General features: G+C 38.7%; 1 protein-coding gene. It reads right to left on the reverse strand.

The features are described from left to right. Nucleotides 1-59 precede the first annotated feature (59 nt). The coding region (locus LKK83_RS12805) for a hypothetical protein (protein ID WP_324631537.1) at nt 60-253 on the reverse strand (194 nt) is incomplete at its 5' end.

Here is a 253-nt window from a genome sequence, read left to right on the forward strand (position 1 = left end):
CCGCGTTACTTTAGTACGCGGAGGAAGTTCGACTCAGGCGGTTTTAACCGCCGTGAGTCTTAAAATAAACTTAGTTGCTCTCCATCTGTTCTCTTGGGTTTCCGAGTACGTTTGGTTTTAGTTTTGTTGATTTGAGTAGAGAACTCAGAAGTATCAAAAAGATTAAGTTGAGTAGTATTGATTGGTTGATTAATTACGGGTTTGACCACTTTAAATTTTTGCTTAACCAGTTCCCCAAACCCATAACTAAAAC

Source organism: Phormidium sp. CCY1219, from assembly GCF_035615515.1.
Lineage (GTDB): Bacteria > Cyanobacteriota > Cyanobacteriia > Cyanobacteriales > Laspinemataceae > CCY1219.